Origin of the sequence: Thioclava sp., assembly GCF_048263065.1 — a bacterium.
GTDB lineage: Bacteria > Pseudomonadota > Alphaproteobacteria > Rhodobacterales > Rhodobacteraceae > Thioclava.
In genome coordinates this window covers 139648-164601 of sequence record NZ_JBLXEM010000003.1, presented here as the reverse complement: position 1 = coordinate 164601, position 24954 = coordinate 139648, and the positions used below count along the sequence as shown (strand labels likewise).

Annotated in this window: 24 protein-coding genes; 12 read left to right on the top strand and 12 right to left on the bottom strand. The window is 61.9% G+C overall.

Annotated elements, in window-relative coordinates; genetic code table 11:
• Positions 1-729 precede the first annotated feature (729 nt).
• The 4 genes from ACN0SD_RS06105 to ACN0SD_RS06090 all read right to left on the bottom strand — a co-directional run bounded on the left by ACN0SD_RS06105 (position 730) and on the right by ACN0SD_RS06090 (position 4351).
• Positions 730-1365: a hypothetical protein gene (locus tag ACN0SD_RS06105; protein WP_417807336.1), complete on the bottom strand. Its 636-nt coding sequence runs from the start codon at positions 1363-1365 to the stop codon at positions 730-732.
• Positions 1366-1417: 52 nt separating this feature from the next.
• Entirely contained in the window at positions 1418-1552 is a 135-nt protein-coding gene (locus ACN0SD_RS06100) for an aa3-type cytochrome c oxidase subunit IV (protein ID WP_417807335.1), read from the bottom strand.
• A 61-nt stretch (positions 1553-1613) separates the two neighbouring features.
• A complete protein-coding gene (locus tag ACN0SD_RS06095; RefSeq protein ID WP_417807334.1) occupies positions 1614-2663 on the bottom strand; it encodes an MBL fold metallo-hydrolase in 1050 nt (349 codons plus the stop codon).
• Positions 2660-4351 (bottom strand): acyl-CoA dehydrogenase, encoded by a 1692-nt coding sequence (locus tag ACN0SD_RS06090; RefSeq protein ID WP_417807333.1) that lies wholly within the window; start codon positions 4349-4351, stop codon positions 2660-2662. The genes ACN0SD_RS06095 and ACN0SD_RS06090 overlap by 4 nt, the downstream gene beginning before the upstream one ends.
• Before the next feature lie 120 nt (positions 4352-4471).
• Between ACN0SD_RS06090 and ACN0SD_RS06085 the strand changes: the two genes are divergently transcribed.
• Positions 4472-5431 (top strand): L-threonylcarbamoyladenylate synthase, encoded by a 960-nt coding sequence (locus tag ACN0SD_RS06085; protein WP_417807332.1) that lies wholly within the window; start codon positions 4472-4474, stop codon positions 5429-5431.
• Here the strand turns inward: ACN0SD_RS06085 and phnF are convergent.
• Positions 5428-6153 (bottom strand): phosphonate metabolism transcriptional regulator PhnF, encoded by a 726-nt coding sequence (gene phnF, locus ACN0SD_RS06080; protein WP_417807331.1) that lies wholly within the window; start codon positions 6151-6153, stop codon positions 5428-5430. The genes ACN0SD_RS06085 and phnF overlap by 4 nt on opposite strands.
• Positions 6154-6230: 77 nt before the next feature.
• Here phnF and phnG point away from each other — a divergent pair, with 77 nt between their 5' ends.
• Genes phnG through ACN0SD_RS06045 form a run of 7 tightly spaced genes read left to right on the top strand, consistent with a single transcriptional unit; the run spans position 6231 to position 11220 of the window.
• Positions 6231-6671 carry a phosphonate C-P lyase system protein PhnG gene (gene phnG, locus ACN0SD_RS06075; RefSeq protein WP_417807330.1) on the top strand — a complete coding sequence of 147 codons (441 nt, stop codon included), beginning with the start codon at positions 6231-6233 and terminating at the stop codon, positions 6669-6671.
• The gene (gene phnH / locus ACN0SD_RS06070; protein WP_417807329.1) at positions 6671-7237 is read left to right on the top strand and encodes a phosphonate C-P lyase system protein PhnH; all 567 of its coding nucleotides are present in this window, start codon (positions 6671-6673) and stop codon (positions 7235-7237) included. The genes phnG and phnH overlap by 1 nt, the downstream gene beginning before the upstream one ends.
• Positions 7238-8326, top strand: a complete 1089-nt coding sequence (locus tag ACN0SD_RS06065; RefSeq protein ID WP_417807328.1) for a carbon-phosphorus lyase complex subunit PhnI — start codon at positions 7238-7240, stop codon at positions 8324-8326.
• Entirely contained in the window at positions 8323-9192 is an 870-nt protein-coding gene (locus ACN0SD_RS06060; protein WP_417807327.1) for an alpha-D-ribose 1-methylphosphonate 5-phosphate C-P-lyase PhnJ, read from the top strand. Before ACN0SD_RS06065 ends, ACN0SD_RS06060 begins: the two co-directional genes overlap by 4 nt.
• Entirely contained in the window at positions 9189-9959 is a 771-nt protein-coding gene (phnK, locus tag ACN0SD_RS06055; protein WP_417807326.1) for a phosphonate C-P lyase system protein PhnK, read from the top strand. Before ACN0SD_RS06060 ends, phnK begins: the two co-directional genes overlap by 4 nt.
• A gap of 17 nt (positions 9960-9976) precedes the next feature.
• The gene (gene phnL / locus ACN0SD_RS06050; RefSeq protein ID WP_417807543.1) at positions 9977-10669 is read left to right on the top strand and encodes a phosphonate C-P lyase system protein PhnL; all 693 of its coding nucleotides are present in this window, start codon (positions 9977-9979) and stop codon (positions 10667-10669) included.
• Complete coding sequence (locus ACN0SD_RS06045) at positions 10666-11220, top strand: phosphonate metabolism protein/1,5-bisphosphokinase (PRPP-forming) PhnN (RefSeq protein WP_417807325.1); 555 nt, start codon at positions 10666-10668, stop codon at positions 11218-11220. Before phnL ends, ACN0SD_RS06045 begins: the two co-directional genes overlap by 4 nt.
• Here the strand turns inward: ACN0SD_RS06045 and ACN0SD_RS06040 are convergent.
• Entirely contained in the window at positions 11202-11891 is a 690-nt protein-coding gene (locus tag ACN0SD_RS06040; RefSeq protein WP_417807324.1) for a DUF1045 domain-containing protein, read from the bottom strand. The two genes, ACN0SD_RS06045 and ACN0SD_RS06040, sit on opposite strands and share 19 nt — an antisense overlap.
• An 83-nt stretch (positions 11892-11974) precedes the next feature.
• Here ACN0SD_RS06040 and ACN0SD_RS06035 point away from each other — a divergent pair, with 83 nt between their 5' ends.
• Positions 11975-13120, top strand: coding sequence for an alpha-D-ribose 1-methylphosphonate 5-triphosphate diphosphatase (locus tag ACN0SD_RS06035; RefSeq protein ID WP_417807323.1), 1146 nt, complete (start codon positions 11975-11977; stop codon positions 13118-13120).
• A 5-nt stretch (positions 13121-13125) separates the two neighbouring features.
• On the opposite strand, the gene ACN0SD_RS06030 is transcribed toward ACN0SD_RS06035, so the two are convergent.
• Positions 13126-15627 carry a GcvT family protein gene (locus tag ACN0SD_RS06030; protein WP_417807322.1) on the bottom strand — a complete coding sequence of 834 codons (2502 nt, stop codon included), beginning with the start codon at positions 15625-15627 and terminating at the stop codon, positions 13126-13128.
• 290 nt (positions 15628-15917) lie between these two features.
• Here ACN0SD_RS06030 and ACN0SD_RS06025 point away from each other — a divergent pair, with 290 nt between their 5' ends.
• Positions 15918-16991, top strand: a complete 1074-nt coding sequence (locus tag ACN0SD_RS06025) for a PRC-barrel domain-containing protein (protein ID WP_417807321.1) — start codon at positions 15918-15920, stop codon at positions 16989-16991.
• An 82-nt stretch (positions 16992-17073) separates the two neighbouring features.
• Here the strand turns inward: ACN0SD_RS06025 and ACN0SD_RS06020 are convergent, their stop codons facing one another.
• Positions 17074-18060: a 2-hydroxyacid dehydrogenase gene (locus ACN0SD_RS06020; RefSeq protein ID WP_417807320.1), complete on the bottom strand. Its 987-nt coding sequence runs from the start codon at positions 18058-18060 to the stop codon at positions 17074-17076.
• A 184-nt stretch (positions 18061-18244) separates the two neighbouring features.
• On the opposite strand from ACN0SD_RS06020, the gene ACN0SD_RS06015 reads away from it, so the two are divergent.
• Together ACN0SD_RS06015 and ACN0SD_RS06010 are read left to right on the top strand one after the other, a co-directional pair.
• Positions 18245-18916 carry an SH3 domain-containing protein gene (locus ACN0SD_RS06015; RefSeq protein WP_417807319.1) on the top strand — a complete coding sequence of 224 codons (672 nt, stop codon included), beginning with the start codon at positions 18245-18247 and terminating at the stop codon, positions 18914-18916.
• A 48-nt stretch (positions 18917-18964) separates the two neighbouring features.
• Positions 18965-19849, top strand: coding sequence for a cation diffusion facilitator family transporter (locus ACN0SD_RS06010; protein ID WP_417807318.1), 885 nt, complete (start codon positions 18965-18967; stop codon positions 19847-19849).
• A 111-nt stretch (positions 19850-19960) separates the two neighbouring features.
• Here the strand turns inward: ACN0SD_RS06010 and ACN0SD_RS06005 are convergent, their stop codons facing one another.
• The 4 genes from ACN0SD_RS06005 to coaBC all read right to left on the bottom strand — a co-directional run bounded on the left by ACN0SD_RS06005 (position 19961) and on the right by coaBC (position 24904).
• The gene (locus ACN0SD_RS06005; protein ID WP_417807317.1) at positions 19961-21982 is read right to left on the bottom strand and encodes a M3 family metallopeptidase; all 2022 of its coding nucleotides are present in this window, start codon (positions 21980-21982) and stop codon (positions 19961-19963) included.
• Between the two features lie 72 nt (positions 21983-22054).
• Positions 22055-23095, bottom strand: a complete 1041-nt coding sequence (locus ACN0SD_RS06000; RefSeq protein WP_417807316.1) for a HesA/MoeB/ThiF family protein — start codon at positions 23093-23095, stop codon at positions 22055-22057.
• 3 nt (positions 23096-23098) lie between these two features.
• Positions 23099-23569, bottom strand: a complete 471-nt coding sequence (dut, locus tag ACN0SD_RS05995) for a dUTP diphosphatase (protein ID WP_417807315.1) — start codon at positions 23567-23569, stop codon at positions 23099-23101.
• Between the two features lie 132 nt (positions 23570-23701).
• A complete protein-coding gene (gene coaBC, locus ACN0SD_RS05990; protein WP_417807314.1) occupies positions 23702-24904 on the bottom strand; it encodes a bifunctional phosphopantothenoylcysteine decarboxylase/phosphopantothenate--cysteine ligase CoaBC in 1203 nt (400 codons plus the stop codon).
• Positions 24905-24954 lie beyond the last annotated feature (50 nt).

Below are 24954 nucleotides of genomic sequence, written 5' to 3'. Positions count from 1 at the left end.
GCGCGAAACGTGGGGTCGAGGCGGGTGTCGGCTGTGAGACGATAGCTGATACCATTGATCTACGATACGACTATTGACCAAACAAGCAGGCCACCATTTAGTTGAGAGGTTGGCACAGTTTATCTCTATCAGAAAACAAACAAGTGTTATGGCCGCTCCGATATCGGTGCGCACGCGCCATCAAATCTCAAAACATATATATTCAACGGCGCAGCGCGGTCCTGTTCTCGAACAAGTAGGCCGGGTCTAGAAAGGCTGCGCATCCGAATTCCGTCACCAGTATCATAGAAATAATAAATCGCGGCCCAATTCCCTTCGCGGTCATATCTTTCGTAAGCGCCTTCGCCGACACGTGGAAGGCTCGAGACACTACCGTCTTCGAAGTACCTTATAGCAACTTCGCCGTAAAATTCCCAAGTTAGCGCCCCGAATTTCGTTGGTGTGCTACAGGCTAGTCCTGTCATATTCACTGGCTCAGCAGCAATAGGCGTGGCTAGAGCGATCAATGTTGCAAAGATGACTGGCTTATTCATGGAGCCTGAACCCAAGTAATTATACCCTTCGTTGTCTAACGATTGCCGCCTTCCGTGTCCACGCAGAGCTTGGCACGCCCGATAATGCTCTATCGGACTAACGACCGCTTCGTCCGCCACTGCCACCCGCCCCAAACAAAAACGGCGCGCGAAGTTTCCCTCGCGCGCTGCTCTCGTTGAACGGATATTTTAGCGATTAGCGCCTTGTCGCCATGACCTGCTGCTTCGGCTTTTCCTGCTGGATCATCAGCACGCCGGAATTGTCGTCGGGGTCGTCGTCATAGTGATCTTTGCTGACCACGCCCGGCAATTTTCCGAATGCCTTGGACAGTTTGAGCGGTGAGAAGGTGAACGGGATCTCATTGCGCAGCCACGGCATATCGCGTAGCGCGTCCGACACCGAATCGGCGCACATCATTTTGTTGACCGAGCCGTTGCGCTCGACCCGCGCCATCAACTGATCGGCCTGCGCCATCGTGATCGGGATTTTTTGCGAACGCACATACCAAGTTTCGCGGCTGTGATAGTCGATGTAGAATTTGCGCATCTTCTCGGTGATGCCAAAATGCACATCGTTGCGTTCGGGCGCCCACGGGTGGTTCCAAGTGCCTGCGGGATCAAAGATGATCCGCTCGCGCCCGTTGATCATCAACGCCGAATGCCCGCCCGCGCTCGTTCGCGTGCTGATCACGGTGTATAGCGTCAGTGAGGGCGGCTCATCCGAGACATAGCGATAGCGCGCGACATCGGCATCCGAAGCATAGATATTGTCCGCACCGCAGCCCGCCAGAAACAGCGGCAGCATCAGGCAGACGAGAAGCAGGCGCATCATCAGCCCGATCTCCCTTTCTGGTGATTTCCCGATTGACTGCGCGCGACGCGCCTCAGCCGTTTACCAGAGCGAGAAACACCAGAAACGCAATAATAACAATCACCGCAACAGCGACAAAGCGCGCAAATCCCGCGAATGTTCTCTCTTGGACACGGATATCCATTTCGCCCGGCTTATATTCGGCCATTGCACGTCTCCCTGTTGTGCTGATCTCCCGATGCGAAACCTAGCCGAGCCTGTGCGCGCTGTCACGCCCCTTGATCGGCCAGCGCCCATTCCCATGCGCCATCGTCGCGCAGGGTGCGGGTGATCTCGCCGCGCAGCCAAAGGTGGTTGAGATGGGCCATCGCCTCGACCAGCGCGAGGCCATAGGTGCCTTCGTCGATCTTGCGCTTGAACAGCGGCGCGAAACAGTCACCCGCGACGCGCGGGGTTTGCAGATGCTTGCGCAGACGTTTCAGCCCGCCCTCATGGTTTTCCACCATCTGAATCAGGCGCAGCGGCAACCCGGTGAAGGGCAGTTTGTGACCGGGCAGCACGAGGTGGCGCTCTTCGGCGATTTCGGAAAACCGCGCGCAGGAGGCCAGCCAATCGGTGAGCGGGTCGGCCTCGGGTTCGGTGGCGTAGACCCCCAGGTTGGCCGAGATCGAGGGCAGCAGTTGATCACCCCCCAGAACCAGATCATCGTCGCGCGAAAACAGCGTGGCATGTTCGGGCGCGTGACCGTCGCCCATATACACGTCCCAAACGCGCCCGCCGATGGTGATTTGGTCACCTTCAACAATGCGCGTAAACCCAAGCGGCAGCGGATGCACGCAATCGGCGAAATTGAACGGGCGCTCATCGGCGCGCAGCTCAAGAATTTCAGGGTCCATTCCGGCGCGGCGATAATAGTCCAGCGTCTCGGTGGCAGGGCGATCTTGCGGGTCCAGCACCAGCATACGCGCAAACAGCCATGAGGTGCGCGTGGTCACCAGTTCCGCGCCTTGCGCTTGCAGCCAGCCCGCAAGGCCGATGTGATCGGGGTGGTAATGCGTGACTAGCACGCGCGTCACCGGCTTGCCCGAGAGAGGCCCATCCAGCGCGGCTTGCAGGGTGGCGCGGCATTTGCGCGTGTCGATGCCCGGATCGACCAGCGTCCAGCCATCGCCATCATCGAGCGCATAGCAATTGACGTGATCCAGCGCCATCGGCAGCGGCAAGCGCAGCCACATCACACCCGGCGCAACCTCAATCGCGTCACCGGGGGCGGGTGGCTCTGCCCAAGGGTAGCGGATGCCGGCGAACTCGTCCCTCATGCCTCAAGGTCTTCGACGCTCAGCGCATAAAGCCCCTCAGCCCCTTCGCGTGCCTCGACCAAAGCAGCGGCATAAAGCGGCATCAAGCGACGGATATAGACCGCGGCCAGATGCCCGCGCGCCGAATTGCGCCCCTCGGCCATCGCCGCACGCAGGTGGTAATAGCCCCCCAGCACCCGCGCGAACGCATCAAGATAGGGCACAGCGCCTGCAAAGCGGTCTTGCGCGCCCTGCTTGAGCATCCATTCGGTATGTTCGCGCAGCGCCTCGGCGGCTTGCCAGACATCTTCGGCCAGCACCGGGAAATCACCGCGCGCGCCTTGGGCTTCGTCCTCGACCTCTTGGAGCAGACGACAGGCAGTAGCGCCATCATCCATCATCTTGCGCCCCACAAGATCCATCGCCTGAATGCCGTTGGTGCCCTCATAGATCGTGGTGATGCGCACGTCGCGGGCATATTGCGCGGCGCCCGTTTCTTCGATGAAACCCATGCCGCCATGCACCTGAATACCGGTATTCGCGACGCGGATGCCCATATCGGTACCATATGCCTTGGCAATCGGGGTCAGCAGGGCAGCGCGGGCTTGCCAGCTGTCTTTGCCAGTGGCGCGCCCCATGTCGATCGCAACAGCGCAGGCCAGCGCAATCGAACGCGCGGCAAAGATTTCGGCCTTCATCTCGGCCAGCATCCGGCGCACATCGGCATGCTCGACGATCGGCGCAAATTGCACGCGGTCCTTGGCATAGGCGAGCGCGGCTTGATAGGCGGCCTCGGCCACCCCGATGCCTTGCGCGCCCACATTCAAGCGGGCGTTGTTCATCATCGTGAACATCGCGGCCATGCCCTTGTTTTCCGCGCCAACCAGCCAGCCGATCGCGCCCTCATAGCTCATCACGCAGGTCGGCGAGCCGTGAATCCCGAGCTTATGTTCAAGCGACACGACCTTGAGCGAATTGGCCACGCCGGGCTTGCCGTCATCGTCGGGAATGTACTTCGGCACCATGAACAGGCTGATCCCTTTGGTGCCCGGCGCTGCATCAGGCAGACGCGCCAGCACCAGATGGCACGTGTTTTCAAACACATCCGAGTCGCCCCAAGTGATGAATATCTTCTGGCCCGTGATCGCGTAGGTGCCATCGCCGTTGGGTTCCGCCTTGGTGCGCAGCGCGCCGACGTCAGAGCCCGCGCTCGGTTCGGTCAGGTTCATCGTGCCCGACCACTCGCCCGAAATCAGTTTCGGCAGATACAGATCCTTGATCGCGTCGCTGGCGTGATGTTCGAGCGCCTCGATCTGGCCCTGCGTGAGCAGCGGGCAGAGTTGCAGCGACAGGTTCGCCCCCGACAACATGTCGTTGAAGCCTACGTTGAGCGTTTGCGGCAGACCCATCCCGCCGTGATCAGGATTGGCTGCGATGCCGACCCAGCCACCCTCGGCCAGCGCACCCAGCGCCTCTTTGAAACCGGGCGAGCTACGTACGACGCCGTTTTCCAGCTTGGCGGGGTGCAGATCACCGTTGCGATTGGTCGGCGCGATCACCTCATCGCACAGCCGCCCGGCCTCGGTCAGGATCGCCTCGATCATATCGGGCGTAGCCTCGGCGAACAGTTCGGTATCAGACACCGGCGCGATCGGTACGACATGATCAAGGATAAAGCGGATATCGGTCACGGGTGAGCGGTAGGTCATGGGGTCTCCTCCGGGGCGGCTTGGCAAAGGCCCCGCCCGCGTCTATGTCCTGTCTGCGTTATCACTACCCTACCCGAGCCCCGCATTCCTTCAACCTCAACGCTGCGTCACGATTTCGCCATGAGCCATGAAACCCAAATCCTGACGCCCGATCCTGCGGGTTACGCAAAGGCCGTGCGCCTGCTGCGCGCGGGTTCGTTGGTCGCGCTGCCGACCGAAACGGTCTACGGGCTGGCGGGCGATGCGTGCAATGATCATGCGGTGGCCAGCATCTTTGCCGCCAAGGGGAGGCCGCAGTTCAACCCGCTGATCGTGCATGTCGCCGACATGGCCATGGCCGAGAAAATCGCTGTGTTTTCTGATGGCGCGCACGCCATGGCGCAGGCGTTTTGGCCAGGCCCGCTGACGCTGGTTTTGCCGCTGCGGGCGGGCTGCGGGATCAGCGATCTGGTGACGGCGGGAAATGACAGCGTGGCGATCCGCCTGCCCGCGCATCCTGTGGCGCGCGGCTTGCTCAGCGCATTTGGCGGCCCGCTCGCGGCCCCGTCGGCCAACCCTTCGGGCAAGATCAGCCCGACGACGGCGCGCCATGTGCTTGATGGTTTGGGCGGTAAAATTGCGGCGGTGGTCGATGGTAGTGCGTGCGAGGTCGGTGTCGAATCGACGATCCTGTCGCTGGATCCGCCGCGTTTGTTGCGCCCCGGTGGCTTGCCGCTTGAGGCGCTAGAGGCCGCGCTGGGGCACCCGATTGCCAGCGCAGGCGATGCGGCCAAGCCCAATGCGCCGGGTCAGTTGATCTCGCATTACGCACCGGGTGCGCAGGTGCGCATGAACGCGAATGAGGCGCAGGCGGGCGAGGTGTTTGTCGGTTTCGGGCCAACTGAGCGGGCCGATCTGAGCCTGTCGCAAAACGGCGATATGGTGCAAGCGGCCGCCAATCTGTTTGCCACGCTGCGCGCCGCCGATGCATTGGCCCAAGCCCGTGGCGCGAGCACTATCGCCTTCGCCCCGATCCCCGATCACGGGTTGGGGCGCGCGATTAACGACCGGTTGCGCCGCGCGAGTGCACCGCGCGACTAGCGCGGGTCCTCAGGCGTCACGCTTAGCGCAACGCGATCACCAGAAAACCAACTGATCCCAAATTCAACCGGCGTGCCTTCAAGATCGACGTTGATCGCCTCGGTGCGCAGCAAAGGCGCGCCCTCGGGCAGCTTCATCACGCCCGCTCGTGTGCCGCGCGCAATCACGGCCGTGACCTTGGTGGAGGCACGGGTGTAGTCACCCAAGCCCTGCTCGTGCAGCGCCGCTGTGACGGAGGTCAGACGGCGCAGAGCCTGCGGCAGTTCGGGAAAGCGCGCGGCGGGAAAGACCGAGCGGAACTGCGCCAGCGGTAGATTATCGCCCAGCGAAATGCCCTCGACAACATGCACGCGCGCATCGGGGGATAGCGCCAGCGCCTCGGCCTCATCGGCGCGCGCGGGGCGGGTCTCGATGCGGCTGATTTCGCGTGAGGGGGCGCGACCAGAGGCGATGATATTTTGCTGAAACCTCACCCGCCGCCCGATGGGATATTGTGCAGGTGCGGCTTGGGCGACAAACACACCCGCACCGCGCCGCGAGACCACCAGCCCTTCCTCGGCCAGCGCGCCAAGCGCGTGGCGCACCGTGTGGCGATTGACTCCGAACCGCGCGGCGAGCTGCGCCTCGGTCGGCAGTTTCGCCCCCGCCGGATACAGCCCCTGCGCGATTTCTGCACGCAAAGTGTCTGAAATCTGACGCCAGATCGGGATGCGCGGTGCCATCGATATTTTTCTTGTCGTTTGGATGAGAATCGCGTGATATTTGTCTAGTTGTATAGGAACCTAGACAAATCGGCAAGATGTCCAAACTCACCCCACAACAAGAGGCGCGGCGCAATCGCATGGGCCTTCTGGCGCGTGCAAACCCTGCGCGGCTGGCGCAGCTTTTGCCAGACCTCCCCGCCCATAACCTTTTGCGCCCGCCAGAGACGGGATCCGTGATGGTGCAGGGGCGCACGGGCGCAAGTGGCGCGCCGTTTAACCTTGGTGAGATGACGGTGACGCGCTGCACGTTGACGCTAGGCGATGGCACGGTTGGGCACGCCTATGTGCAGGGACGCGATAGGGATCATGCGCTGCGTGCAGCCGTGCTGGACGCGCTGGACGAGGCAGGTTTGGAGCACGTTGCGCCGTTCCTCGCTGCCTTGCGCGCAGATGAGGCCGAACGTCACCAAAAGCGCGCCGAAAAGGCCGCCGCCACGAAGGTCGAGTTTTTCACATTGGTGCGGGGGGAGGATTGATGCAGAGCGATCTGTCAGGCGGTTTCGCGCAAGCTCCGCAACAGGCGGCACAGGCCTTTCGCGCCTGCCTTGAGGCGATGGCGCGCCCCGGTCAGATGCAAGCGATCACAGGTGCTGCGCCCCCTGCGCCGCTGTCGCCCGCTGCAGGGGCGGTTTTATTGACGCTGGTCGATCAGGCGGTGACGCTGCATCTCGCCCGCTCGCATGACACGCCTGCGATCCGCAACTGGGTGGCGTTTCACTGCGGCGCGCCGCTGGTGAGTACCGAGCGGGCGGATTTCGCGCTTGGCACTTGGGCGGCGCTTGACCCGATTGAACGCTTTGCCATCGGCACGCCTGACTATCCCGACCGCTCGGCGACGCTGATCGTCGAAAACGCGGAGTTCGGCCCCGTGAACGCGCGTCTCAGCGGGCCGGGGATTGCCGTCACGACACCGGCCCCGCTGCCCGCCATCGAGGCGTTCGCGCAAAACCACGCGCAGTTTCCGCTGGGGGTGGATTTTCTGCTGTGCAGCGGGGCACAGGTGTTTGGCCTGCCGCGTTCAACCGAGGTGGAGGCGCTTTAGATGTATGTCGCGACCAAAGGCGGAGAGCGCGCGATCGAAGCGGCGCATGCTTGGCTGACTGAGGAGCGCCGGGGCGACCCAACCGTGCCCGAACTGTCACTGGCGCAGATCCGTGAGCAAATGGCGCTGGCGGTAAACCGGGTGATGGCCGAGGGTTCGCTGTTTGATCCCGACCTTGCGGCGCTGGCAATCAAGCAGGCGCGCGGCGATCTGATCGAGGCGATTTTCCTGATCCGCGCCTATCGCACCACCCTACCCCGGTTTGGCGCAAGCCTGCCCGTCGCGACCGAGGATATGGCGATCACGCGCCGGGTTTCAGCCACGTTCAAGGACATTCCCGGCGGTCAAATTTTGGGGCCAACATTTGACTACACGCACCGGCTGCTGGATTTCAAACTGGCCGCCGAAGGTGCGTCCCCGCCCATTGCCGCGCGCAAACCCGCGCAGGACGAACCCGCGCCCCATATCCTTGCGCTGTTGGATCGTGACGGGCTGATGGAGCCGCTTGAGCGGGGCGATGACACGCCCCCGGATCTGACGCGCGAGCCTTTGGAAATGCCTGCGGGGCGCGCCTTGCGCCTGCAAGCGCTGGCGCGCGGCGATGAGGGATTTTTGCTCTCGATGGCCTATTCGACGCAGCGCGGCTACGGGCGCACACATGCCTTTGTGGGTGAGTTGCGCATCGGCGCGTGTGCGGTTGAAATGGAGATCCCTGAACTGGGTTTCGCGGTCGAGATTGGCGAGGTCGAGCTGAGTGAATGCGAGACCGTAAACCAGTTCACCGGCTCGAAAACCGAACCGCCGCAATTCACCCGCGGTTATGGGCTGGTGTTTGGGCAAAACGAACGCAAGGCCATTTCGATGAGCCTTGTGGACCGCGCCTTGCGTTGGGAAGAGCTGGGTGAAGACGACACCGGCGCGCCTGCGCAGGACGCGGAATTTGTGCTGTATCATTGCGATAACATCCAGGCGACCGGGTTTCTGGAGCATATCAAACTGCCCCATTACGTCGATTTCCAATCCGAACTTGAACTGCTCCGCCGACTGCGGCGCGAGGCCAAAGCGGCCCCAACGCAGGCCGCACCATGAGCGATCAAGCCTATAACTTTGCCTATCTCGACGAGGCGACGAAACGCATGATCCGGCGCGCGATCCTCAAGGGGGTTACGGTGCCGGGCTATCAGGTGCCGTTCGCCAGCCGCGAGATGCCGATGCCCTATGGTTGGGGCACGGGCGGGGTGCAGGTCACCGCCGCCTGCCTGACGCCGGAAGATACGCTGAAGGTGATTGATCAAGGCGCGGATGACACGACCAACGCGGTCTCGATCCGCACGTTTTTTGAACGCACGGCGGGGGTGGCAACCACGACCCATACGGCGCAGGCCAGCATTATCCAGACCCGCCACCGCATTCCAGAAGAGCCGCTGCGCACGGGGCAAATCCTTGTCTATCAGGTGCCGATTCCGGAACCGCTGCGCTTTCTTGAGCCGCGCGAAAGCGAGACCCGCAAGATGCATGCGCTTGCGGAATATGGGCTGATGCATGTGAAGCTTTATGAGGATATCGCGCGCCATGGCGAGATCTCGACAGCCTATGCCTATCCGGTGTGCGTCGAGGGGCGCTATGTGATGGACCCCTCACCGATCCCAAAATTCGACAATCCCAAGCTGGGCAATTGCCCCGCGATCCAGTTGTTCGGAGCCGGGCGTGAACAGCGGATTTACGCGCTGCCGCCTTATTGCGACGTGGTTAGCCTTGATTTTGAGGATCACCCGTTCACACCCTCCAAGGCCGATCACGATTGCGATCTGTGTGGCTGTGCGAGCAGCTATCTGGATGAGGTGATCACGGATGATGCTGGCGGGCGGATGTTTGTCTGCTCGGACACGGATTTCTGCGAAGCGCGGCGCGACGCGGGGCATCGCGGGCGGCTCAGCTCGGAGGAATTGGCATGAGGGATTTTCAGGACACCCCGCTATTGGTGGTCGAGACCCTGACAAAACACTACGGCGCACGCATCGGCTGCGTTGATGTCAGCTTTGATCTCTGGCCCGGCGAGGTGCTGGGGATCGTGGGCGAAAGCGGGTCGGGCAAATCGACATTGCTAAGCTGTCTGGCCGGGCATCTGCGCCCTGATACGGGACGCGTTCTGTATCAGGGGCGCGATACGCTGAGCATAGGCGAACCGCAGCGCCGCACGCTGGCGCGCACCGACTGGGCCTTTGTGCATCAAAACCCGCGTGATGGTTTGCGCATGGGGGTGTCTGCGGGCGGCAATGTCGGCGAGCGGCTGATGGCGGTGGGCGCGCGCAATTACGGCGCGATCCGCGAGGCGGCGAGCGACTGGCTGGGCCGCGTTGAAATTGACGCCACGCGCATTGACGACCGACCGCGCCAGTTTTCGGGCGGGATGCAACAACGCTTGCAGATCGCGCGCAATCTGGTGACCGCGCCCAAGCTGGTGTTCATGGATGAGCCGACGGGGGGCCTTGATGTCAGCGTACAGGCGCGGTTGCTGGACCTGCTGCGCGGTCTGGTGCGCGACATGGGGCTGTCGGTGATTTTGGTGACGCATGATCTGGCCGTGGCGCGGCTGTTGGCGGATCGACTGATGGTGATGCAAGGCGGGCGCGTGATTGAACAGGGGCTGACCGATCAGGTTCTGGATGATCCGCAAGCGCCTTATACGCAGCTTCTCGTGTCCTCTGTGTTGCAGGTTTGAGCGTGATGAATGAACCGATGATCGAGATCGAAAACCTGAGCAAATCCTTCACCTTGCACAATCAGGGCGGCGCGGTGATCGCGGTGATGGCGGGCGCGCATTTGCGTGTGGCGCGCGGCGAATGTGTGGCGCTGACGGGGGCATCTGGGGCGGGGAAATCCACGCTGATGCGGATGATCTGGGGCAATTATCTAGCCTCCTCTGGCGTGATCAGGGTGGGGGATCTGGATGTGGCGCGCGCCTCTGCGCGCGAGATTATCGCCTTGCGACGCGACACGCTGGGCTATGTTAGCCAGTTTCTGCGCGTGGTGCCGCGCGTGCCCACGTTGCGCGTTGTGGCAGAGCCGCTTTTGGCGCTTGGCACGCCCGAGGCGCAGGCCGAGGCCCGCGCGATCGAGTTGCTGGACTTGCTCAATATCCCGCAGCGCCTTTGGCAGCTTTCCCCCACTACGTTTTCGGGCGGCGAGCAGCAGCGGGTGAACATCGCGCGCGGCTTTGCCCATCCTTATCCGGCCTTATTGCTTGATGAGCCGACCGCGTCACTGGACGGCGCGAACCGAGCGGTGGTGCTGGATCTGATCGCGCGCGCCAAGGCGCGCGGCGCGGCGATTGTGGGAATTTTCCACGACGAGGCCGCGCGGGCGCAAATCTGCGATCGCGAGGTCGATGTCACCGCCTTTACACCGATGACTGCGGGCGTCGCACCATGACGCAAGGGGGCAAAACGGGGCGGCTGGTGGCGGTGGTTGGGGCCTCTGGGGCGGGCAAGGATACGTTGATCCGCGCGGCTATGGTGCAAGACCCCGCCCTACACTGGGCGCGCCGCGCGATCACCCGTCCGGCCTCGGGCAGCGAGCCGTTTGGGCCGCTGAGCGACGCCGAATTTGACGCGTGCCTTGCGGCTGAGGAATTCGCGTTGCATTGGCACGCCCATGGCCTGCGCTATGGAATTTCACGCGCAGAACTCGCCCCGCTAAATCAAGGACGCACGGTGATTTTCAACGGCTCGCGCGACGCATTGGCCGAGGCTTGGTCGCAATATCCCGCGCTTTGCGTGATCGAAATCACCGCGCCCAGTGGCTTGCGGGCAAGTCGGCTAGCGGCACGCGGGCGCGAAACGAGCGCCCAAATCGCGGCGCGGATCGCACGCTGCCCCACCCCGGTTCCCAATGGCCTGCCGCTTCGCCAAATCTGCAATGACGGCAACCTTGAAACGGGCCTGCGCCGTTTTTCAAGCGCGCTTTATCCGGATAGCGCGTAGCGATGGATCAGGTGAAACCGACAGCTGCGCGCCTCGCCAAACAGGCAGATATCGCCAATCGGATAGGGCCGCGTCAGATGCGGCATGAAATAGGTCTGCGCGATGGGCAGCAGCGCGGTCAGATCGGGTTCGCTCAGCGCGCCGCTCAGCGTCATGTGCATCTGATAATGTTCAAAAACATAAGGATAGCCAAAGCGTGCGAGAAAATCGCGTTGTCGCGTGTTCAGTTTGTCGGGGTTGCGTTTGGCGATTTGTTCGGGCGTGAGCGGCGTGCGAAATGGTTCCAGCGCCTCGACGACACGCCCTGCCATGGCTTGCAAAGCGGTGACATCGCCAGTCGGGCGCAGCGCGAGAAAATCGCCCAAAGCCGCGACCTCCAGCCCGGCCAAATCGACCGGGGGCAAGGCCTGCGCCAAATCCATCAGTACGGCTGTCAGATCATCGCGCGTAACGCCGGTCGCCAGCGCGAAGGGGGCTTTGATCGTAGCGTGAAACCCGTATTTGCGCGGGGTCTCGGTCAGCTCGGCCAAGGGGCGGGGCAGCGCGTCGAGCGCGGGATGGGTGCATGCGCTGCCAGTCATCGCGTCCCAGCCCAACCACTGCGCGCCCGCCTTGGCCAAACCCGGCTCACGCGGCGCATGATAGATTGCAAATCGTTGAAATTCCGTCATGACCCTGTTCTGACCATCGTGTCCACGAGTGCAACACTCACCCACGCCTTCATTAAGCACAACCCCGCCCACCGGAGCCCGAGATGTCCGATCTGATCCTCGCCAATGCCACGCTTGTTTTGCCGGGGGAGGTATTCACCGGTTCGCTGCTGATCCGCGATGGTGAAATTGCGCAGATCAACCCCGGTGCAGGTGTGGTGAACGGTGCGATGGATTGCGACGGCGATCTGGTGATGCCCGGCTTGATAGAACTGCACACCGACAATCTAGAACGCCATATCGAGCCGCGCCCCAAGGTAAACTGGCCCCATGGCGCGGCGATTATTGCGCATGATGCCGAGCTCGCCTCGGTCGGGATCACGACGGTGTTTGACGCGCTGCGGGTGGGCTCAATTGCGGGCAAAAGCGCGCGCCCGGATTACCTTGAATATGCGCGGCCCTTGGCCAATGAAATTCTGGATTTGCGCGCGCGCGACGCACTGCGCGTCAGTCATTTCCTGCATCTGCGCGCCGAGGCCTGTTCGGAAACCCTGATCGAGGAATTGGCAAGGTTCGGCCCCGAGGATCGGATCGGCATTGTCAGCCTGATGGATCATACGCCGGGCGCGCGACAATTTCGCGATCTTGGCAAGCTGCGAGAGTATGTCTGTGGCAAGCATGGCTTGAAGGACTCGGAATTTGAGGCCCATGTCGCTGACCGGATTGCACTGAAAAAGCGCCTTGGCGCGGGACATTTAAAGGCCGCGATTGCGGCGGCGGCGCGCTATGGCGCGGTGCTGGCCAGCCATGACGACACCACCGCCGGGCAGGTCGCGCAATCGCGCGCGCAGGGCGTGCATTTCGCGGAGTTTCCGACCACGTTCGAGGCTGCGCAGGCCTGTCGCGCCAACGGCATTGCGGTGATGATGGGCGCGCCAAACCTGATCCGGGGCGGGTCACATTCGGGCAATGTCGCCGCACAAGATCTGGCCCGCGCCGACCTGCTGGATATTGTCTCGTCAGATTATGTGCCCTCGGCGTTGCTGTCGGGCGCGCTGATGCTGGGCGATCTTTGGGGCGACATGGCGCGCGGTATCGCAACCGTCACCGCCGCCCCGGCGGATGCCGTAGGGCTGGCGGATCGCGGGCGCATTGAGATCGGCAAGCGCGCCGATCTGATCCGGGTGCGCCCGATTAATGGCACTGGCGCGCTGCGCGGCACTTGGGTCAAGGGCCAGCGCGTCGCGTAAAGCCGTTAACCGTCAATGCGGATGCGCGCGTTGGTGGGGTCATAGGGGCTGTCCTCGGTCACCACCGCATCCCATTCCTTCAGGAACATCTTGACCTTGAGCCTGGTCCCCGGTTCCGCCAGATCGGGGCGCACATAGCCCATTCCGATCTGTTGACCAAAGGCCACCGAATACCCCCCCGAGGTCAACCGCCCGACCTTTTCGTCATTCAGCAACAGCGCCTCTTTGCCCCAAGGATCGGCGTCTGCGGGGCCGTCGATTAGCAGCGTCACGCATTTCGAACGGATGCCGGTGTCAAGCATTGCAGATTTGCCGGTGAAATCCTTGGACAGGTCGATAAAGCGATCCAGACCGGCCTCTTGCGGGGTGGCATCGCGGCCCAGTTCATTGCCAAAGGCGCGATAGGATTTTTCCTGACGCAGCCAGTTTTGCGCGCGCGCACCGACCAGTTTGAGGTCGTGCTTTTCGCCCGCTTTGATCAGCAAATCCCAAAGGTAGCGCGACATCTCGATGGGGTGGTGCAGCTCCCAACCGAGTTCGCCCGTATAGGCCACGCGCACGGCGCGCACGGGGCACATGCCAAGTTCAATGTTGCGCATCGAAAGCCACGGGAAGCGCTTGTTGGACAGCACCGTTTCGGGCTGCGCATCCTTGACGATCTCAGCCAGAATAGCGCGCGCATTGGGGCCTGCCAGCGCGAAGACGCCCCATTGCGTGGTGATGTCGTGGCACTCGACATACTCGCCGCCCTCAGTGCGGAAATCTTCGATCGACTGACGCAGGAAGTCGCCATCGTAATCTGTCCAAGCCCCGGCGGAGATCAGGTAGTATTCGTCCTCGCCCAGCCGCACGATGGTATATTCCGTGCGTGTGGTGCCGGCCTTGGTCAGCGCGTAGGTCAGGTTGATGCGCCCCGTTTTGGGCAGCTTGTTGCAGGTAAAGCGATCAAGGAACGCGGTTGCGCCGGGGCCGCGCACAAGGTGCTTGGTAAAGGCCGTGGCGTCGATCAGACCGGCGGTTTCGCGGATCGCTGCGGCCTCGGATTTGGCATAGTCCCACCATGCCCCACGGCGAAAACTGCGCGAGTCGTGATCGAAACTGGCAGGCGCATCAAGCGGGCCGTAATAGTTCGGGCGTTCCCAGCCATTGACCTGCCCCATCTGCGCGCCCGCCGCGATCTGGCGGTCGTAATTGGGCGCGGTGCGTAGGGGACGACAGGCTGCACGCTCTTCATCGGGGTGGTGCAGAATAAAGACGTGCTCGTAGCATTCCTCGTTCTTGCGCGCGGCGTATTCGGTGGTCATCCAGCTGCCATAGCGCTTGGGATCGAGGCTGGCCATGTCGATCTCGGCCTCGCCTTGCGTCATAAGTTGGGCAAGGTAATAGCCCGTGCCGCCCGCTGCGGTGATACCGAAACTGAACCCCTCGGCGAGCCACATATTGCGCAGGCCCGGCGCGGGGCCAACCAGCGGGTTGCCATCGGGCGTGTAGCAGATTGGGCCGTTGAAATCGTCCTTTAAACCGACTTCCTCGGAACTCGGCAAGCGGTGGATCATCGACATGTATTCTTCCTCGATCCGCTCCAGATCAAGCTGGAACAGATCGGCGCGGAAGCTTTCGGGGACGTCGTAACTGAACCGCGCGGGGGCATTGCGTTCATAAGGCCCCAGAATCCAGCCGCCGCGTTCCTCGCGCACATACCATTTCGCATCGGCATCGCGCAAAACGGGGTGTTCGGAATTGCCCTCGGCGCGCCATTTCACCAGCGCGGGGTCGGGTTCGGTGACGATGAACTGATGCTCGACCGGGATCGCGGGGATCTTGATACCGAGCAGCCGCGCGGTGCGCTGCGCGTGATTGCCCGTGCAGGTCACGACATGCTCGGCGTGAATCTCGATCTCCTCGCCCGAACCGACCAGATTGCCGCCCTTATCCACCATGCGCTCCAGCGTCACGACCCATTCGCTGCCCGTCCAGCGATAGGCGTTGACCTGTAGCTTGCGCGCGATCTCGGCCCCGTGCTGGCGCGCGCCCTTGGCCATCGCTTGGGTCACGTCGGCGGGGTTGATATAGCCATCCTGGGGGTGGAACAGCGCGCCTTTAAGGTCATCGGTGCGCAACAGCGGCCAGCGATCCTTCATCTGCGCAGGCGTCAGAAACTCATGATACACCCCGGCGGTTTCGGCCACCGATGAATAGAGCATGTATTCATCCATGCGCTCATCTGTTTGCGCCATGCGCAGGTTGCCCACCACCGCGAAACCGGCATTTAGGCCCGTCTCGGCCTCAAGGCTTTTGTAGAAATCGACCGAGTATTTGTGGATATGGGTGGTCGCGTAGCTCATGTTGAACAGCGGCAGCAGGCCCGCCGCATGCCATGTCGAGCCCGAGGTCAGCTCGTCTCGTTCTACCAAAAGCGTGCCCCACCCGGCCTTGGCCAAGTGATAGGCGACACCGCAGCCAACCGCGCCACCGCCGACGACCAAAGCTTTGACATGAGTTTTCATAGCGGTGACTCCTGAGGGTTGTTCTTGCGCAGGATGCCCTGTTTCCACGCGCGCGCAATCCGTTACAGCCGACATTCGCGCGACAAAAACGACATGGGCGCATGATGGCGATGCCTTTGAGATGTCACACCCTGACGACGCGCGGGGCGCAAAAAGTTCCCTCAAAAAGCGAAAATATTTCCCATCCACACACAGGAACTGAGCCCCGACTCACGTGTTGAGAGCACATCAAAGGGCAAAGGCGCGCCACACCGCGTCACCGCCCGACAGACATCTAAAGGGAGAAGATGATGAAAAAGCTAGTCACAACCACCGCAATCGGCCTGATGCTCGCGCTGCCCGTTTCCGTGCAAGCGCAAACTAGCACCGACGGAACGGCCACTACCGGAACCGCTCAGGTCGACGTGCAGGCCCAAAGCGCAACCGATATGTTCTTTAAGATGATCCCGCATTCGATCACCGCGTCGGGGCTAATCGGCAAACGGGTTTATGTCTCGGAAGAAGACATGAGCACGAGCGAGCCGATCAAAGCCGCGGATCAGAACTGGGACGATATCGGTGAAGTAAGCGATGTCGTGCTTGGCATGGATGGCAGTGTTGACGCCGTTCTCGTCGATGTCGGTGGCTTCCTTGGGATGGGCGAAAAAACCGTCGCGATCTCGATGAATTCGCTCCGCCTGATCCCCGATGGCGACACCGAAAACGCCTATTTCGTCGTGGTGAAGGGCGACAAGGCCATGTTGGACGCTGCGCCTACCTATGAAGGCAATATGAGCCAACAGGTCATGGATTCGAGTGAAACTGAAGCCACGGCAATGGAGAACACTGCTGCAACGGCAGCATCCAAGGCCGAAGATGGCATGGAACAGGCGGGCGACAATGCCGAGGCAATGGCCACCAACGCCGCCGAGAAAACCAAGCAGATGGCCTCTGACACCGGGCAAACCGTGAAAAATGCTGCGGATAGTGCCGGTGAGGCCACCAAAGATGCGGCTGCAAAAACCGGCTCTGCGATTGATAACGCCGTCGATTCAACCGCCGCTGCCGTCGGCATGACGGGTCAGGCTGACGCGACAGACGGCGTTGCCGTCGATATCGCAACGCTCGACGCTGACACGCTGCATGGCGAAGGCGTCTATGGCCCCAATGACGACAAGGTGGGCGACATCTCGAAGCTGGTGAAAACCTCGGATGGCAAGCTTGAGGGCGTTGTGATTGATGTGGGCGGCTTTATCGGGATCGGTGCAAAACCGGTTGAAATCAAAGCCAACCAGTTGACCGTTCTGAAAAACGACACGTCGATGACGGTGCATACTGGCCTGACCGAAGAGCAGTTGAAATCGCTGCCGAAATACGAGGAGTGATCGCGCCACGCGATGACTTGAACTGCGCTTAACGCGTTCGATAGCGAAGGCCCCGAGAGCGATCTCGGGGCCTTTTGCCGTCTTAAACCATTGCTGGAACGACCAAGTCCGGCGGTCGGTGACCATCGGCGAAAGTCTTGATATTGATCAAAACCTTCTCGCCCATCTCGACGCGACCCTCAACCGTGGCCGAGCCCATATGCGGCAATAGTACCACGTTTTTCTGGGCGCGCAGGCGGGGGTTGATCTCGGCGCCATGTTCGAACACATCCAGCCCCGCGCCGCCCAGCTCGCCCGCGCGCAAAGCCCGCGTCAGGGCATTTTCGTCGATAACCTCACCGCGCGAGGTGTTCACGATCACCGCCTCGGGTTTCATCATTTGCAAACGACGCGCGTTGAGCAGATGGAAGGTCGAGGGGGTATGCGGGCAGTTTACTGAAACCACATCCATCCGCGACACCATCTGGTCGAGGCTGTCCCAATAGGTCGCCTCGAACTCGGCCTCGATATCGGGATGCACCTTTTTGCGGTTGTGATAGTGGATCTGCATGCCGAACGCGCGCGCACGCCGCGCCACCGCCTGACCGATCCGCCCCATCCCAAGAATGCCCAGCCGCTTTCCGCCGATGCGGTGGCCCATGAACGCCGTCGGCGCCCAGCCCTCCCAGTCACCGCTTTGCATATGCGCCAGCCCCTCGGGGATGCGCCGTGTGACCGCCAGAATCAGCGCCATCGTCATATCGGCGGTGTCCTCGGTCACAACGCCGGGGGTATTGGCGACCAAAACTCCACGTTGGCGCGCCGAGGACACGTCAATATGATCGACCCCCGCGCCGTAATTTGCGATCAATTTCAGCCGCTCACCAGCTTGCGCCAGCATGCTTGCATCGATCCGGTCGGTCACACATGGCACCAACACATCGGCGCGTTTCATCGCCTCCACAAGCTGCTCACGGCTCATTTTTGCGTCCTCGGCGCTCAACTCGACCTCAAACAATTCTTTCAGCCGGGTCTCGACGCTATCGGGCAAGCGTCGCGTCACGACAACACTCAGGCGCTCTACGGGCATGTTGAGCCTCTCCTCTCTTCCAAAGCTGGTCTCTTGGGTGCAAAGTGACGTTCAACGGGGACAGGCACAAGACCCTGATCGAGCGAAAATGGCCCGAAGCGACAGGAATGCGTAATTTTATTGCGCAGCCACCGAGAACCATCGGCGGCGCTGACGGTTCAGGCCAAGGGGCAAGAGGCAAATGATGACCAAGGGCACTGTTTTGGCAGCAATTGGCGGCATGGCGATTCTGGGCCTGATGGCGTGGAGCGGCAATCGCGCGGCGCAGGCCAATTCTGATGGCGCATCTGCGAGCGCTCCGGCTGAGAGCGCGCCTACAACCATTCCTCCCACAATGCGTCCGATGACAAAACCGACGCCGCCCGCTCCGGCCCCCTCCGCGCAAGATCCCCTCACGCAAAGCACGATCAGGTTGAGCCCGCCCGATCATCGCGGCCCGGTCACCCATTTGCCGCTGCCACGTTATGTCTCGCTCAAAGGCTCCAAGGGCAATGCACGGCGTGGCCCCTCGCTGTCGCATCGCATCGACTGGGTGTTCACCCATCCGGGGATGCCGCTGAAAGTCACTGCAGAATTCGGCCATTGGCGGCGTGTCGAAGACCGCGATGGTCAGGGTGGCTGGATCCATTACGCGCTGATTTCTGGTGTGCGCCATGTTGTGATCACCCAAGATATGGTGTCCCTGCACGCCCGCCCCGATGAAAAAGCCGAGGTCGTGGCCAAGGCCCAATCGGGCGCGATTGCACGGCTCGACAAATGCAATAGCACGTGGTGCGAAATCGACGCAGACGGGGCCGCTGGCTGGTTGCCCAAGACGGATATCTGGGGTGTCGATGCCGATGAGGCGCGTGACTAGTCAAGCGACTTGCCCTACATCAACGGCACGCAAACAGCGGCGAAACCGATGGCCTATAGTGAAACAGACACGAAACTGAATGCCTCGGCGGGGCTGGCCTCGGTTGGGGTGGCAGCCCTTCTGGTGGCGCTCAAGCTGTGGGCTTTGTGGCAGACCGGGGCGCTGTCAGTGGCCGCGTCGCTGGCAGATAGCGCGGTTGATCTAATCATCTCGGCGGGGGGATTGGCCGCGATCCTGTATGCCGCCAAACCGGCAGATGACGATCACGCCTTTGGCCATTCCTCGGCCGAGGATCTGGCCGCTTTGGGTCAATCTCTGGTCATTCTCGCTTCCGCAGCGCTGATCGGCTATTCCGCAATCCACCGTCTTATGGCCCCTGAACCCCACCCGCTGAGCGCGCAAAGTGCGGGCATCGTGGTGATGGTGATCTCGGCTTTGGTGACGGGGGGGTTAATCTGGTGGCAAAGCCGGGTCGCGCGCGCCACTGGCAATAAGGTCGTGGCCGCAGACCGGCTGCATTACGTCGGCGACCTGTTGCCCACTTTGGGCGCGATTGGCGCGCTCTGGGTTTCGCATGCCTTCGGATGGGGCCAGATCGACAGTATGGTCGCGCTGATCGCCGCTGCCCTGATGATAGCGGGCGCTTTGCGCATCGGGTCGGGGGCGTGGAACGCGCTGATGGATCGCGCCGCGCCAAACGAAGTGATCACCGGAATCGCCGAACTCGCGCGCAATCATCCCGGCGTACGCGGCTTTCACGATCTCAAGACCCGAACGGCGGGAGCACAGATTTTCGTCAACCTCCATATCGAGCTGGATGGCGATCAAACTCTGGAACAGGCCCATGACATCGGCGCTGCGCTGAAACGTAAGATTCTTGCCGCTTATCCCCAGACCGACGTGATCATCCACAAAGACGTCTGGCGCGGCTAGCGCTGAGGGCGCTGCCCCAAGACCCCCGGAGTATTTCTGGCTAGATGAAATAATATGGCTTTCATCTAGCCCTAAGTACTCCTGCCAGAGGCTCCTGCTCTATCTCCAGAATTAGGCCGCTGGATCAAGCAGACCACGCCCCTTGAGCAGCGACTCAACGCCCGGCATCCGGCCCCGAAACGCGGTATAAAGCGCATCTGGCGCGCGCGAATTGCCCGCAGACAGGATGAACTGTTCCAGCTTTTGTGCGGTTTCGGGATCAAACGCATCGCCCGCTTCCTCAAAGGCTTCGAACGCATCGGCATCCATCACTTCGGACCACATGTAGCTGTAATAGCCCGAGGAATAGCCATCTCCCGAGAAGATATGCCCGAAATTCGGCGTCGCGTGGCGCATCCGGATCGCGTGCGGCAGGCCGATAAGCCCGAGCACCTCGTCCTGTTTCGCCATCGGATCAGACGGCGCCGCGCCCTCGTGAAAGGCCAGATCGACCAAGGCCGAGGCCAGATATTCCACCGTGGAAAAGCCCTGATCATAGGTGGTCGCGCCTTTGAGTTTGACGCGTAGCTCGGCAGGCATCGCGGCACCCGTTTTATAGTGGCGCGCGTGGCGTTCCAGCACTTCGGGCATGTCCAGCCAATGTTCATATAGCTGGCTTGGCAATTCGACGAAATCGCGCGCAACAGAGGTGCCCGAGATGAAGGAATAGGTCACATCCGACAGCATCTGATGCAGCGCGTGGCCGAATTCGTGAAACAGCGTGCGCGCATCGTCATGGCTTAGCAGCGCCGGATCGCCATTAGCGAAATTGCACACGTTCAGCACGATCGGAACCGTATCACCGCCCAGTTTCTTCTGGCTGCGCATCGCCGAACACCACGCGCCCGAGCGTTTTGATCCGCGCGCGAAATAATCGCCCATGAACACGGCGAGGGTCTTGCCCTTGCGCGAGACTTCCCAGCCGCGCACATCGGGGTGGTAAAACGTCCCCTCAAGAGGCTTGAACTCTAGCCCGAACAAGCGGTTAGCGGTGTCAAACGCCGCCCCGATCATCGCATCGAGCGATAGGTAGGGCTTGATCTGGCCCTCGTCGAAATCATGCTCTGCGACGCGGCGCTTTTCGGAATAATAGCGCCAGTCCCAAGGCTCCAGATTGCCATTCACCCCGTCTGCATGCATCATCTCAGCCAGCTTTTCGGCATCAGCCTCGGCAGCGGCCTTGGCGGGGGCCCAGACGCGCATCAGCAAGTCGCGCACGGCGGCGGGGGTTTTGGCCATTTCGGGTTCAAGTTTATATTCGGCAAAGCTGGCATAACCAAGCAGCTTGGCGCGTTCCTCACGCAGCTTTAAGATCTCGGCGGCGAGGACACGATTGTCGGTTTCCCCGCCATTGGCACCGCGCGCAACCCAAGCTTCATAGGCGATGCGGCGCAGCTCGCGATTGGGCGAGAATTGCAAAAACGGCACGATCAGCGAGCGCGAGAGCGTCAGCACCGCGCCGTCTTGGCCGCGCTCAGCCCCGGCTGCGCGCGCGGTGTCGATGACGAAATCGGGCAGGCCGGCAAGATCATCGTCAGACATCGGGCGGAACCACTCGCGCTCATCTGCCAGCAGGTTCTGACTGAACTGCGTGGTGATCGTGGCGAGGCGCTCTTTGATCGCTTTCATACGCTGCGCGGTCTCGCCTTCGAGCGCGGCCCCGGCGCGGGTGAACATCTGGTGATAGAGCTCCAGTACCCGCGCTTGCTCAGCGTTCAAGCCGAGATCGTCGCGATTTTGCCAAAGCGTATCAATGCGCGTAAACAGCGCCTTGTTCATCGTGATTTCAGACGAAAATGCCGCCAGTTTCGGGGCGAGATCGCGCATCAAGGCCTCGCGCGCGGGCGTCGCATCAGCCCCAGCGAGGTTATAGAAAACGCCCGCCACCTTATCCAATGCGCCATCGGATTGCTCCATCGCCTCGATCGTGTTGGCAAATGTCGGCACGTCTGCACTATCGGCAATCGCGGCGGTGTTGGTGCGCGCTTCGCTCAGCGCCGCCTCAAAAGCAGGGGCGAAATCGTCATCGGAAATCTGCGCGAAGGGCGGCAACTGATAGGGGCCGGTCCAGTCGATCAAAAGCGGGTTGGTCATGGGAGGTCTCCTTTGAGCACAAACTAGGGCGCGGTTGCTGGAAGGGCCAGTGGGCAACCGCGATTGACGCGACTAGACCTTGGGCGCGGCGCAAATCGCGCAATCGGGATCGCGCCGGATCGTGATCTGGCGGCTTTCCCCCCAAAGCGCGTCGTAAATCATCAGCCGACCGCGCGCCGATTGGCCCGCACCCGTGATCTCTTTGATCGCCTCGGCGGCCATCATCGCGCCCACCACACCAGGCAGCGCGCCCACCACCCCCGCCTCGGCGCAAGAGGGCGCAAGCCCCGGCGCGGGGGCCTGCGGGAAGATGCAGGCGTAGCAGGGGGCGTCATGGGCGGGATCATAAAGCGAAAGCTGCCCCTCCCATTGCGAGATTGCCCCAGATATCAGCGGCTTGCCTTCCGCCACGCAGGCGGCATTGACCAGAGAACGCGTCTCGAAATTATCGGTGCCGTCGATCACCAGATCATAGCCTGCGATCAAATTGGGGGCATCTTGCGCGCTCAGGCGGCGCTGATAGGGCAAGAGCTCAATATGCGGATTAAGCGCGGTAATCGCCTTTTGCGCTGAAAATACCTTGGGCAAGCCGATATCGGCATCGCGGTGAATGACTTGGCGTTGCAGGTTGGAATTGGACACCACATCATCGTCAACGACGCCGATCCGCCCCACACCCGCCGCCGCGAGATACAGCAAGACGGGCGAACCAAGCCCCCCCGCACCGATCACCAGCACCTTGGCGGATTTCAGCTTTTTCTGCCCCGGTCCGCCGATTTCGCGCAGCATGATGTGACGGGCGTAACGATCCAGCTCTGCGCCCGAAAACTGCCCCGGTTTGGCAGGCGCAACGGTCGTTTCGACTGCGCGGGCGCGAATGGCGCGTAGCATCGCGCGATAGGCCAATACCAGCGCCGCAAGCAGACCCAGCCCCAACCAACCCGCCAGCGTCCCGCCCAAAGTTTGCCCCAGCGGCGCCAATCCCTGAACCGGCAGATGCGCGATGATCAACGCCAGCCACACCAGCCCAAGCATCGCCCATACCGCGCGCGCCGAGGCTCGCATGAACAGCCCCAAACCAAGGATCGCGGCCAAAAGGATCAGACCCAGCATCGCCTAGTGCTTTCCGGTGGAGCCAAAGCCCCCCTGCCCGCGCGCGGTGTCGCCCAGCTCGTTAGCGACCTCGAAACAGGCCTGCACCACCGGCGCAATAATCGCTTGGGCGATGCGCGCGCCATGTTCTATCAGATAAGGTTCATGGCCCAGATTGATCAACAACACACCCAAGGGGCCGCGATAATCGGCATCAATCGTGCCGGGCGTATTGGGCAGGCTGATCCCGTGTTTCAGCGCCAACCCCGAGCGCGGACGGATCTGCATTTCAAACCCTTCGGGTATCTCAACGCGCAGCCCCGTCGGGATAATCGCGCGTTGCATCGGATAGAGCGTAAAACCGCTGCCACGATCCTCCGGCACGAGATTGGCGCGAATATCTGCCCCCGCCGCGCCTGCACTTTCATAGCTGGGCAGCGCAATGGCAGGATCGGCCCAATCCTCGCGCAGAACCTTGATCGTCGGTGTGCTCATCTTGCTCTCCCTGCCCTGCCGTGGCGCTTGGGCTTTGCTGTTGGCGGCCTCCGGCGGGAGTATTTATGGCCAGATGAAAGCGTGATCCATTTCATCTAGCTGCAAATACTCCCCGCGAAGCGGCCCTTGTGGTCAACTCGCACCCAATGCTGCGGCAATGCGCGCGGCCAAACGGCGCGCGGTGTCGGCCTTGCTCATGCGCTCCCAATGCTCGGCACCCTGATCGTCGATCACCGTGACCGCGTTTTCACTGCCGCCCATGATCCCGGTCTCGGGGCTGACGTCATTGGCCACGATCCAGTCGCAGCCCTTGCGCGCGCGCTTTGCGGTAGCGTGGCGCTGCACATCATGGGTCTCTGCGGCAAAGCCCACGACAAGTGCCGGACGCCCAGTGGTCATTTGCGACACCTGCGCCAGAATATCGGGGTTTTCGGCAAATTCGAGCGTGGGCAGCGCGCCAGAGCGTTCCTTTTTCATCTTTTTGTTTGCGGCATTTTCTACGCGCCAATCCGCCACGGCTGCGGCAAAAACAGCGGCATCGGCGGGCAAAGCGGCCTGCACCGCGTCCAGCATCTCGCGCGCGGTTTCCACCCGCGTCACCGTCACACCCGCAGGCGGTGGCACACTGGCGGGACCGGTGATAAAGCTGACGCGCGCGCCCAGATCGCGCAGGGCCGCCGCAAGCGCTGTGCCCTGCGCTCCCGAGGAGCGGTTGGCGATGTAGCGCACCGGATCAATCGGCTCATGCGTGGGGCCGGAGGTGACAAGGATGTGGCGACCTTTAAGTGGACCATCCGACAAAGCGACCTCAATTGCCGCCATGATCTCAAGAGGTTCAACCATGCGCCCCGGCCCGAATTCACCGCAGGCCATATCGCCATCCGTTGGGCCTGCAAACAGCACGCCATCCGATTTCAGCGTCGCGATATTGCGCTGCGTGGCAGCATGATCCCACATCCGAACATTCATCGCAGGCGCGATCAGCACGCGTTTGTCGGTCGCCAGCAGCAGCGTCGAAGCCAAATCATTGGCCAGCCCTTGCGCCATTTTCGCCATCAGATCGGCGGTGGCGGGCACGACAACGACCAGATCAGCAGCGCGGCTAAGCTGGATATGACCGATCTCGGCCTCGTGGGTGAGATCAAACAGGTCGCTATGCGCCGCCTCGCCCGCCAGCGACGAAATCGTCAGCGGGGTTACAAACTCGGCCCCCGCGCGCGTTAAAACCGGCGTTACCGCCGCCCCCGCCCCGCGCAAGGCGCGGATCAGCTCGGGAGTTTTAAAGGCTGCGATACCGCCGCCGATGATCATCAGGATGCGTTTGCCCGCGAGCATTTGCCCCTCCGTAATGGGTTGCCTTAGGTCTAAGCGGCAGGGCGGACGCG

Bases quoted from the DNA above. Each gene is read 5' to 3' on its own strand.
- ACN0SD_RS06090 (WP_417807333.1), bottom strand. From the start codon at position 4,351: ATGACCTACCGCTCACCCGTGACCGATATCCGCTTTATCCTTGATCAT.
- ACN0SD_RS06105 (WP_417807336.1), bottom strand. From the start codon at position 1,365: ATGATGCGCCTGCTTCTCGTCTGCCTGATGCTGCCGCTGTTTCTGGCG.
- ACN0SD_RS06025 (WP_417807321.1), top strand. From the start codon at position 15,918: ATGAAAAAGCTAGTCACAACCACCGCAATCGGCCTGATGCTCGCGCTG.
- ACN0SD_RS06015 (WP_417807319.1), top strand. From the start codon at position 18,245: ATGACCAAGGGCACTGTTTTGGCAGCAATTGGCGGCATGGCGATTCTG.
- ACN0SD_RS06020 (WP_417807320.1), bottom strand. From the start codon at position 18,060: ATGCCCGTAGAGCGCCTGAGTGTTGTCGTGACGCGACGCTTGCCCGAT.
- phnF (WP_417807331.1), bottom strand. From the start codon at position 6,153: ATGGCACCGCGCATCCCGATCTGGCGTCAGATTTCAGACACTTTGCGT.
- ACN0SD_RS06030 (WP_417807322.1), bottom strand. From the start codon at position 15,627: ATGAAAACTCATGTCAAAGCTTTGGTCGTCGGCGGTGGCGCGGTTGGC.
- ACN0SD_RS06045 (WP_417807325.1), top strand. From the start codon at position 10,666: ATGACGCAAGGGGGCAAAACGGGGCGGCTGGTGGCGGTGGTTGGGGCC.
- ACN0SD_RS06085 (WP_417807332.1), top strand. From the start codon at position 4,472: ATGAGCCATGAAACCCAAATCCTGACGCCCGATCCTGCGGGTTACGCA.
- phnG (WP_417807330.1), top strand. From the start codon at position 6,231: ATGTCCAAACTCACCCCACAACAAGAGGCGCGGCGCAATCGCATGGGC.
- ACN0SD_RS06005 (WP_417807317.1), bottom strand. From the start codon at position 21,982: ATGACCAACCCGCTTTTGATCGACTGGACCGGCCCCTATCAGTTGCCG.
- ACN0SD_RS06000 (WP_417807316.1), bottom strand. From the start codon at position 23,095: ATGCTGGGTCTGATCCTTTTGGCCGCGATCCTTGGTTTGGGGCTGTTC.
- phnL (WP_417807543.1), top strand. From the start codon at position 9,977: ATGATCGAGATCGAAAACCTGAGCAAATCCTTCACCTTGCACAATCAG.
- ACN0SD_RS06040 (WP_417807324.1), bottom strand. From the start codon at position 11,891: ATGACGGAATTTCAACGATTTGCAATCTATCATGCGCCGCGTGAGCCG.
- ACN0SD_RS06060 (WP_417807327.1), top strand. From the start codon at position 8,323: ATGAGCGATCAAGCCTATAACTTTGCCTATCTCGACGAGGCGACGAAA.
- ACN0SD_RS06100 (WP_417807335.1), bottom strand. From the start codon at position 1,552: ATGGCCGAATATAAGCCGGGCGAAATGGATATCCGTGTCCAAGAGAGA.
- phnH (WP_417807329.1), top strand. From the start codon at position 6,671: ATGCAGAGCGATCTGTCAGGCGGTTTCGCGCAAGCTCCGCAACAGGCG.
- phnK (WP_417807326.1), top strand. From the start codon at position 9,189: ATGAGGGATTTTCAGGACACCCCGCTATTGGTGGTCGAGACCCTGACA.
- coaBC (WP_417807314.1), bottom strand. From the start codon at position 24,904: ATGCTCGCGGGCAAACGCATCCTGATGATCATCGGCGGCGGTATCGCA.
- dut (WP_417807315.1), bottom strand. From the start codon at position 23,569: ATGAGCACACCGACGATCAAGGTTCTGCGCGAGGATTGGGCCGATCCT.
- ACN0SD_RS06035 (WP_417807323.1), top strand. From the start codon at position 11,975: ATGTCCGATCTGATCCTCGCCAATGCCACGCTTGTTTTGCCGGGGGAG.
- ACN0SD_RS06010 (WP_417807318.1), top strand. From the start codon at position 18,965: ATGGCCTATAGTGAAACAGACACGAAACTGAATGCCTCGGCGGGGCTG.
- ACN0SD_RS06065 (WP_417807328.1), top strand. From the start codon at position 7,238: ATGTATGTCGCGACCAAAGGCGGAGAGCGCGCGATCGAAGCGGCGCAT.
- ACN0SD_RS06095 (WP_417807334.1), bottom strand. From the start codon at position 2,663: ATGAGGGACGAGTTCGCCGGCATCCGCTACCCTTGGGCAGAGCCACCC.